General features: G+C 73.1%; 8 protein-coding genes and 1 riboswitch. Of the genes, 5 read left to right on the forward strand and 3 right to left on the reverse strand.

The features are described 5' to 3' along the window. Nucleotides 1-180 precede the first annotated feature (180 nt). Nucleotides 181-672, reverse strand: a complete 492-nt coding sequence (locus tag GSF22_RS26690; RefSeq protein ID WP_208816491.1) for a DUF3145 domain-containing protein — start codon at nt 670-672, stop codon at nt 181-183. 328 nt (nt 673-1,000) lie between these two features. Between GSF22_RS26690 and GSF22_RS26695 the strand changes: the two genes are divergently transcribed. Then, the gene (locus tag GSF22_RS26695; RefSeq protein ID WP_208816492.1) at nt 1,001-1,330 is read left to right on the forward strand and encodes a hypothetical protein; all 330 of its coding nucleotides are present in this window, start codon (nt 1,001-1,003) and stop codon (nt 1,328-1,330) included. A gap of 303 nt (nt 1,331-1,633) precedes the next feature. Here GSF22_RS26695 and GSF22_RS26700 read toward each other — a convergent pair whose 3' ends face one another. Next, nucleotides 1,634-2,266: a carbonic anhydrase gene (locus GSF22_RS26700; protein ID WP_208816493.1), complete on the reverse strand. Its 633-nt coding sequence runs from the start codon at nt 2,264-2,266 to the stop codon at nt 1,634-1,636. A gap of 148 nt (nt 2,267-2,414) precedes the next feature. Between GSF22_RS26700 and GSF22_RS26705 the strand changes: the two genes are divergently transcribed. The 4 genes from GSF22_RS26705 to GSF22_RS26720 all read left to right on the forward strand — a co-directional run bounded on the left by GSF22_RS26705 (nt 2,415) and on the right by GSF22_RS26720 (nt 8,108). Then, a complete protein-coding gene (locus tag GSF22_RS26705; protein ID WP_208816494.1) occupies nt 2,415-3,365 on the forward strand; it encodes an alpha/beta fold hydrolase in 951 nt (316 codons plus the stop codon). A 148-nt stretch (nt 3,366-3,513) separates the two neighbouring features. Further along, the gene (locus tag GSF22_RS26710) at nt 3,514-5,628 is read left to right on the forward strand and encodes a HelD family protein (RefSeq protein ID WP_208816495.1); all 2,115 of its coding nucleotides are present in this window, start codon (nt 3,514-3,516) and stop codon (nt 5,626-5,628) included. Between the two features lie 95 nt (nt 5,629-5,723). Continuing rightward, nucleotides 5,724-6,641: a cation diffusion facilitator family transporter gene (locus GSF22_RS26715; protein WP_208816496.1), complete on the forward strand. Its 918-nt coding sequence runs from the start codon at nt 5,724-5,726 to the stop codon at nt 6,639-6,641. Nucleotides 6,642-6,913: 272 nt separating this feature from the next. Next, nucleotides 6,914-7,042, forward strand: a riboswitch (cyclic di-AMP (ydaO/yuaA leader). Nucleotides 7,043-7,046: 4 nt separating this feature from the next. After that, nucleotides 7,047-8,108 (forward strand): coiled-coil domain-containing protein, encoded by a 1,062-nt coding sequence (locus GSF22_RS26720; protein WP_208816497.1) that lies wholly within the window; start codon nt 7,047-7,049, stop codon nt 8,106-8,108. A gap of 89 nt (nt 8,109-8,197) precedes the next feature. Here the strand turns inward: GSF22_RS26720 and GSF22_RS26725 are convergent. Further along, nucleotides 8,198-8,518, reverse strand: a 321-nt coding sequence (locus GSF22_RS26725) for an SRPBCC family protein (protein ID WP_208816498.1), incomplete at its 5' end; no start/stop codon positions are given.

Raw genomic sequence — 8,518 nt, forward strand, 5'->3', positions numbered from 1 at the left:
GGTGGAGGCGGGCGCGGTGACCGGCCGGGGCGGCTCGGAGCAGCCGGCGACGGCCAGGGCGGTCAGTACGGCGAGCATGGGAAGGGTACGCCGTGGGGAAGTCGACACGGGCCCATCCCATCAGCCCCGTCCTTACCCGGGCAACTCGACCGGGCCCGGGTCGACCGTCCGGGGTACCGGTCAACCCACCCGGGTCAGCAGGGTGACCGGCGCGCCGTCCCCGGCGTGCCGGTACGGCTCCAGTTCCGCGTCCCAGGCCGTGCCGAGCGCCTTGTCCAGGGCGTGCGCCAGTGCCTCCGGGGCCCGGGCGGCGGCCATGATGGCCCGGAGCCGGTCCTCGCCGAGCTGGATGTCACCGGCCGCCCCGACCGAGGCGCGGAACAGGCCCCGCCCGGGTACGTGCATGAACCGTTCCCCGTCCACGCCGGGACTCGGCTCCTCGGTGACCTCGAAACGGATCATGGGCCACTGCCGGAGGGCAGCAGCCAGCTCGGCGCCCGTCCCCGGACGGCCGGTCCACCCGCACTCGGCCCGGCGGGCGCCGGGGTCGACGGGCTGGGCCGTCCACTTCAGGTTGACCGGCGCGACAAGGACGCGCGCGATCGCCCACTCGACGTGTGGGCACACGGCGAGCGGGGTCGAGTGGACGTATACGACGCCACGCGTTGGCACGATGACCTCCCGGAGAGCGAGGTGCGTCTTCCCCTACGACCTCGCGCCGACCGGGTGGTGCGTGAGACACATGATGACTGGTGTGACGGATGGTGCGCCAGCGAACCGGAAAATTCGGTGGACAGGACCGCCCGGAATAGCCGTACCGACCGGCGCTGTTCCACCACACGTCGGCCGTGGTCACCCGGGGCGCCCGGTCGTGTAAAGTTCACTCGGCGACTTCTGTCGCCGCGATCTTCGGGCTCACCCCCGAACTGGATCAGACCAGAGTTGGACCAGACCCCCGGACACCTTCCGTCCTCCCGTACGTCTTGCAAGGAGTACCTCCGTGGCGAGCAACACCTCTAAGACCGCGCGCGCGTCCGTTCGGGCCGGCCAGGCCGGCCAGGGTGGCGCCCTGAGCGTGCTCGGCGAGTTCAAGTACCTGATCCCGCTCAACAACGGCAAGCACGCCTACGTGCGGAACCTGACCAACGGCAAGACCGCGCACCTGCGGACCGACTCGGACGCCTTCGTCGAGGAGATCCGGGTGCTGGCCGCCGCCGGTCACGCCGCCAAGATCCGGGCCGAGATCAACGGTCTGGCCACCTCGTTCCCGGGCCAGGGCTGGGACGCCACCGAGAAGCGGCTGGTCGAGGCCGGCGTCTTCGAGGGCTGAGCACCCGACGCGGACGGCCCCGCCGAGGGGCCGGCACAGCACGAAACGAAGCCGCCCACCGGGTGAACCGGTGGGCGGCTTCGCGTGTCCGGACGGCCGTCGCGCATTCGAACGATCGTCGTGCGCTCGGACGGCCGTCACGCATTCGGACCACCGTCACGCATTCGGACCACCGTCGTGCGCTCGGACCACCGTCGTGCGCTCGGACGATCGTCGGTATCGACGGCCGGCTCCCCGTAGCCCGGCCGTCGGCGTTAACCGGGGGCCCTTCCTATACCGAAAGCGTTAACCGGGGGCCCTTCCTTACAGCAGGGTGACCTCGCCGCTGGCCAGGTCGTAGATCGCGCCGACCACGTCCACCTCGCCGGCGGCCACCGGCCCGACGAGCTTCTCCTCGGCACGCAGCGCGGCCACCGACCGTGCGGTGTGCCGGCGGGTGGCCAGCGGCACCACCTGCGGGTCGTGCACCCCGACCTCGGCCACCGCCGGGGCGATCTGGTTGACCAGGTAGGCGAGCGAACCACCGGGCCGTTGGCCGTTGCGCAGCGCCTCGACCGTCGATGTCACCGCCCCGCACCGCTCGTGGCCGAGGACCACCACCAGCGGTACGTTCAGCTGGTGCACCGCGAACTCCACCGACCCGATCACCGCGTGGTCGAGGACGTGCGCACCGGACCGCACCACACAGATCGAGCCGAAGGTCTGATCGAAGATCGCCTCCAGGGGTACCCGGGAGTCGATGCAGCCGATCACCACCGCGTGCGGCCGTTGGTCCCCGGAGGCGGTGGCCGCGGCGGCGGTCACATCATGGCCGTGGATGGGCTGACGGCTGACGAACCGCCGGTTTCCGGCGAGCAACTCGGCCAGCGCGGCGGCCGGCCGGTGGATGGTTCCACCCGGGGGCGCGACGGCCCCGGTCGGCGACAGGGAAGACATCCCCTAAGCATGTCGAGCTACCGGCCGGTCGGGAAGTCGGCTGCGAATCTTCTCACCGCCCCGGTTCACCTGATGAGATGTCGGGTAGTCGATGGTTACCGCCGGGTTTCCGGGATGTGATGGAGTCCGGCCCGTACGGGAGGTGGCGATGCCGGAACAGTGTGAGGTGCGGCTTCCCGACGGCGTACGGCTGCACGTCGAGGTGACCGGCCCGGCGGATGCCGAGGTCACCGTGGTGCTGCTGCACGGCTGGACCCTGGACGGGCGGGCCTGGCACCGGCAGGTCGAGCCGGTCCGGGACGCGCTGGGCGAGGCGGCCCGGATCGTCACCTACGACGCGCGGGGGCACGGCCGGTCCAGTTGCATGTCCCTGCGCACCGCCACCCTGGAGCAACTCGGTGACGATCTGGCCGCCGTGCTGACCGAGGTCGCCCCGACCGGTCCGGTGGTGCTGGTCGGGCACTCGCTGGGCGGCATGACGATCATGGAGTACGCGCACCGGCACCCGACGGACTTCGCCGCCCGGGTCGCCGGCCTGGTCTTCGTGGCCACCACCGCCGAGGGGCACACGCACACCGCGTACGGGCTGTCGCCCCGGATCACCCGGCTGATCCGGTTGGCCGAGACGACCGGGGCGGGGGTGCTGGCCCGCTGCGGCTCGTGGCGCCCGCCGCGCGCCCTGCTGCGGGCGCTGCGGCCGAGTCTGCGCTGGCTGCTCTTCGGTGACCGCTGCGAGCCGGTGGACATCCGGTTGACCACTTCGGCGGTGGCGCACGCCTCGCTCCGCTCGATCGGCGGGTTCCGGGCGTCGATCGGGGTCCAGCACCGGTTGGCGACCCTGGCCCGGCTCGGTGACGTACCGGCCGCCGCGCTGGTCGGTGACCGGGACCGGCTCACGCCGCCCCGCTGCGCCGAGTCGATCGCGGACGCGCTGCCCACCACCGAGCTGACCGTCTGCCCGGGTGCCGGGCACATGCTGATGATGGAACGCGCCGACGAGGTCAACGCCGCCCTGCTCGGCGTGGTACGCCGGGCGCTCGTCGCCGGTACGCCCGCCGATCATGGACTTGTGGTGGGTGACAGAGGCCACGAAGGGTAGCCAGTCGGGCACCACAACTCCATGATCGGCGAAGACCCCGGCGGTGGCCGGGGTACTGCCCCGTACCCTCTTCAGGTCACCCTGACCTGCGGCCCGGCGCCGCCCGGCGGCCCCGCCCCGCCGCCGACATCCGGTAGGAGCTTGCGCGTTGACCGATCAGACCACGCTGCAACAGGAGATCGCCGCCGAGCAGCGTCACCTCGACCGGGTGTACGCCCGGCTGGCGGAGTTGCGCCGGTCGGCCGCGCGGGCCGAGCGGGACGGCTACCGGCTGGCCCGGGTGGGCAACTTCGGGGCCCTGGTCGAGCGGGACGCGATGGTCTTCCACGCCGCGCGGCGCCGGCACGCGCTGGACGCCGAACACGAGGGGCTGGTCTTCGGCCGGTTGGACCTGCGGGACTCCTCGGTGCTGCACGTGGGGCGGCTGGGGGTACGCGGCGCCGACGCGGAGACCCTGGTGGTGGACTGGCGCGCCCCGGCCGCCGCCGCGTTCTACCGGGCGACCGCGCAGCAGCCCCTCGGGGTGGTCCGCCGGCGGATGATCCAGTCCGCCGACGAGCGGGTGACCCGGATCGAGGACGACCTGCTCGACCCGGCGGCGGCCCCACCCGGTATGCGGGTGGTCGGTGACGGCGCACTGCTGGCCACCCTGGCCAAGGCGACCGGTCGCGGCATGCGGGACATCGTGGCCACCATCCAGCGGGAGCAGGACGAGGCGATCCGCTCCCCCGGGTCGGGGGTCACCGTCGTCTCCGGCGGGCCGGGCACCGGCAAGACCGCGGTCGCCCTGCACCGGGCGGCGTACCTGCTCTACTCCGACCGGAGCCGGTTCGCCGGGGGCGGGGTGCTGGTGGTGGGCCCGTCGGCGGTCTTCGTCGAGTACATCGCCTCGGTGCTGCCGTCGCTGGGCGAGAACGCGGCCACCCTGCGCTCGCTCGGTTCGCTCTTCCCCGGCTTCACCGCGACCCGGACGGACCCGACGGCGGTCGCGGCGGTCAAGGGTTCGCTACGGATGCGCCGGGTGCTGGAACGGGCGACCCGGGACGCGGTGCCGGACTCCCCCGCCGAGTTGCGGCTGCTCTACCGGGGTGAGCTGCTCCGGCTGACCCGGGCCGAGCTGGACGCCGTCCGGACCCGGGCGCTGCCCCCCGGTGCCCGGCGGAACGAGGTCCGCCGGGCGGGGTTCGACGGGATCTTCGCCGCGCTCTACGCGCAGGCCCGTCGGCTGCGCATCGGCAGCCTGCCGGACCAGCGCAGCTTCGAGGACGAGTTGGCCGAGCGGACCGACTTCCGGGACTTCCTCAAGGCGTGGTGGCCCCGGCTGCACCCGTGGCACGTGCTGCGCTGGTTGACCGACCCGCAGCGGCTGCGGTCGTACGCGGGCGGCATCCTCTCCGCCGCCGAGATCCGGTTGCTGGTCGAGGCGTACCGGACGCTGGACGCCGACGGGCCGACGATCGCCGACATCGCGTTGCTGGACGAGCTGGACGCGCTGCTGGGCAAGCCGGTGCGGCCGGCCCGGCGACGGCGGGACCCGTTCCAGCTGGCCGGCGGGGTACGCGAGTTGAGCACGCACGCCGAGCGCCAGCGGGCGGCCCGGGAGGCGGCCCGGGAGCGGCCGGAGGACTACCGGGAGTACGCCCACGTGGTGGTGGACGAGGCGCAGGACGTCTCGCCGATGCAGTGGCGGATGCTGGGCCGCCGGGGCCGGTTGGCGTCCTGGACGGTGGTGGGCGATCCGGCGCAGACCGCGTGGACGGGTGACCCGGCCGAGCTGAACCGGGCCCGGGACAAGGCGCTGGGCCGGCGCAGGCGGCACGAGTTCACCCTCTCCACCAACTACCGCAACCCGGCGGAGATCTTCGCGGTAGCGGCCGAGACGATCCGGGAGGTGCACCCGGAGCTGGTGCTGCCCCGGGCGGTCCGGTCCACCGGGGTCGCCCCGGTGCGGCGTACCGTGCCGGCCGCCGACCTGGCCGACGCGACCGTCGAGGCGACGACCGCGCTGCTCGCCGAGGTGGAGGGGACGGTCGGGGTGATCACGCCGGTGCCGCGCCGGGACGAGGTGGCCGGCTGGCTGGCCGGGCTGACCGATGCCCGGTTGCAGGTGGTGACCAGTCTCCAGGCCAAGGGCATGGAGTACGACGGGGTGGTGCTGGTGGCGCCGGGTGAGATCCGGGCCGATTCGGAGTCCGGGGTGCGCACCCTCTACGTGGCGCTGTCCCGGGCCACCCAGCGGCTCACCACCATCGACCCCCGGTGAGTGACGAAGTATTCACCACCGGTTGGTTGAACATATAGCAATGTGAGCATAGGTTGGAGCGACGACGGAGCGGTCCCCGACGGGAGGGTGGGTACGTGGGCGGCGGTCATCATCACCACCACGGGCAGGCACGCCCCGGCGCCCACCCGCACCGGGGGCGGCTGTGGGCAGCATTCGCCCTGCTCAGTGGCCTGATGCTGGTGGAGGCGGTGACCGCCCTGGCCACCGGCTCACTGGCCCTGCTCTCCGACGCCGGGCACATGTTCACCGACGTGCTGGGCATCGGGATGGCGCTCGCCGCGATCACCGCCGCCCGGCGCGCCACCGACGATCCGCAGCGGACCTTCGGCCTGTACCGGCTGGAGGTACTCGCCGCGCTGGCCAACGCGGTCCTGCTCTCCGGCGTGGCGGTCTACGTGCTGGTCGAGGCGGTGCAGCGCTTCGGTGCACCGCCGGAGGTACCCGCCGGTCCGGTGCTGTTCGTCGCGGTGCTCGGCCTGCTCGCCAACATCGGCGCGTTCGTGCTGCTCCGGCCGGGCGCCGAGGAGAACATCAATCTGCGCGGCGCGTACCTGGAAGTGGTCGGTGACCTGCTCGGGTCGGTCGGCGTCATCGTCGCCGCCGTGCTGATCGCGGTCGCCGACTGGTGGTGGGCGGACCCGCTGGTCGCGGTCGGGATCGCGGTCTTCATCCTGCCGCGCACCTGGCGCCTCGGCCGGGCCGCCGTGCGCATCCTGGTGCAGGCGGCACCGGAGCACCTCCAGGTGCCGGCGGTCCGGGACCGGCTCTGCGCGGTACCCGGGGTGTCGGACGTGCACGACCTGCACGTCTGGACGCTGACCTCCGGCATGGAGGTGGCCTCGGCGCACCTGACCATCGACCCGGGCGCCGAGTTGGGCACGGTACTGACCGCCGCCCGGACCGCTCTGCACGAGGAGTTCCACATCGAGCACGCCACCCTCCAGATCGAGCCCGGCTCGGCCCCGGGGGCCTGCGGCCGGGTGGAGTGGTGACGCAACGGCCGGGGCCGGATCGGGGTGGAGTGGTGACGCGGCGGCCGGGGCCTTGCCGGGAGCGCCGGGGACGGCGGCGGCGGGACGGCGCCGGGCGGCGGGACCAATCTCCCGGGTTTAGCGGCACCTTAAATCTTTCGGGGGTATTGTCCGGAACATGCCGGACAAGTGGGTAGAAATACCCCGTACCGCTCTGCCGAGCGCTGCGGGGCACCCACCGCCCCCTGTAGGCTCACCACCGGCCCCCGCCGGGCGGCGCCCTCCGGCGCCTGCGGTGGCCGCCGCCTAATCGCCTCGTGCGAGCCGGGGAACCACGTACCTGGGGTGTATCCGCGCCAGCGGTAGGGATCTTCCGTCCCGAACCCGTCAGCTAACCCGGTCGGCGGCTGACGGAAGGACATCTGTATGCCGATACCCGCACGACGTACCACCGCCCGGATGGCGGCCCTGCTCGCCGCGACCCTCGCCCTCGGGGTCGCGACCGCGCCGGTCCCCGGCGCCCAGGCCGCCGTCGGTACCGCCCTCGCGGCACCGGCCCCGGGCAGCGACGACGAGGGCGGCACGCCGACCCTCCGGGCGCAGCTCGAAGCGGCCAGCAAGGGCTTCCTCGACGCCCAGGCCGCCCTGGACAAGTCGACCCGACGCCAGCAGGAACTGACCAGCCAGCTCAAGGTCATCGAGGCGGATCTGACCGTCCGCAGCACCAAGGTCGGCGAGATGGCCGGCGTGGCGTACCGCACCGGCCGGCTCGGCCCCATCTCCGCACTGCTCGGCAGTGGTTCACCGGACAGCTTCCTGGACCGGGCCGCCGCACTCGACGCGGTCGCCGCGCACGAGGACCGGCAGCTACGGGACCTGATGGAGACCCGCGACCAGCAGACCCGGGCCAGGGCCGCCCTGGACAAGGAGGTCACCGAGCAGCGCCGGCAGGTCGCGATCATGGCCAAGCGCAAGCAGCAGGCCGAACGGGCCCTGCTGGTGGCCAGCCGCTCCAGCAGCAGCGGATCCAGCGCCGGCCCCACCTCCACCACCTCGGCCTCGGCCAAGCCGGCACCGCGTAACCCCGACGGCTCCTGGCCGAGCGAGTCGTGCAGCGTCAACGACCCGACCACGTCGGGCTGCATCACCCCCCGCACCCTGCACGCGCTCAACCAGGCCAAGGCGGCCGGGTTCACCCGGTACGTGTCCTGCTACCGCAACGGCGGGTCGGGCGAGCACCCGAAGGGACGGGCCTGCGACTTCGCCGCCCAGAAGAGCGGGTTCGGCGGGGTGGCCACCGGCGGCGACCGGACGTACGGGAACAACCTGGCGGCGTACTTCGTGAAGAACGCCAGCCGGCTCGGTGTGCTCTACGTGATCTGGTTCAAGCAGATCTGGCTACCGAGCAGTGGTTGGAAGTCGTACAGCGGGGCGGGTGGCGACCCGTCCAGCGACCACACCAACCACGTGCACCTCTCCGTCTACTGACGCGACGCGCCCCGCTGGCCGGTCGGAGCTGTTCCGACCGGCCAGCGGCGTGTCCGGGGTGGGTCAGCCCCTGCCGGGTGCCGCAGTCCTCAGACGCTGTCCAGGGCCGCGCCGAGGCGGGCGGCGAGGGTCAGGTGCGCCGCCCGGGCCTGGCGCAGCGCGTACCCGAGGAGCGGGGCGGGCGCGGCAAGGGTGATCTCCACGTCGATGCGTACCTGGTCCGGGCCCTCGGGGCGGATCCGCGCGTGGTTGCGGACCCGGGTGCCGCTCCACTGCCGGGCCACCACCACGACCTCCTCGGTACTCGCGGTCAGCACGTCGGCCCGGTAGGAGACGGGCAGTCGGAGCGGGCCGAGGGCCACCCGGTCGGTGACCGTGTAGCTGGCCCGGCTGCCCGGGCGGGTGGGCCG

Source organism: Micromonospora echinofusca, from assembly GCF_017614955.1.
Lineage (GTDB): Bacteria > Actinomycetota > Actinomycetes > Mycobacteriales > Micromonosporaceae > Micromonospora > Micromonospora echinofusca_A.

What these genes read in the sequence shown, in the direction of transcription:
- GSF22_RS26720 (WP_208816497.1), top strand. Translation starts at nt 7,047, where the DNA reads ATGCCGATACCCGCACGACGTACCACCGCCCGGATGGCGGCCCTGCTC.
- GSF22_RS26700 (WP_208816493.1), bottom strand. Translation starts at nt 2,266, where the DNA reads ATGTCTTCCCTGTCGCCGACCGGGGCCGTCGCGCCCCCGGGTGGAACC.
- GSF22_RS26705 (WP_208816494.1), top strand. Translation starts at nt 2,415, where the DNA reads ATGCCGGAACAGTGTGAGGTGCGGCTTCCCGACGGCGTACGGCTGCAC.